Origin of the sequence: Methylobacterium frigidaeris (assembly GCF_022179185.1) — a bacterium.
Classification (GTDB): domain Bacteria; phylum Pseudomonadota; class Alphaproteobacteria; order Rhizobiales; family Beijerinckiaceae; genus Methylobacterium; species Methylobacterium frigidaeris.
Window position 1 is genome coordinate 1 of the sequence record NZ_BPQJ01000500.1, and the last position, 207, is coordinate 207.

The following is a 207-nucleotide window of genomic DNA, read 5'->3' on the forward strand; positions in this document are numbered from 1 at the left end:
TGGAGTGGCAACCGCATCAAACAGCTGACCTGTGAGGAAGTTGAAGAGTTGGTGGTAGACGAGTATTTAGCTCTGGCCATCACGAGTAATCTCAACATCATCACATGTCTGAGTGAACAAATCCGCAAGCTTGAAAAGGTGATTAAGGGGCAAGTCAAGCTCAAGTCCGCTTTTGAACCCTTGCGGAGCGTGCCGGGAATCGGCGAT

Annotated in this window: 1 protein-coding gene; it reads left to right on the top strand. The window is 49.8% G+C overall.

Annotated elements, in window-relative coordinates:
• The coding region (locus MFF64_RS37745) for a hypothetical protein (RefSeq protein ID WP_238194248.1) at positions 1-207 on the top strand (207 nt) is incomplete at both ends.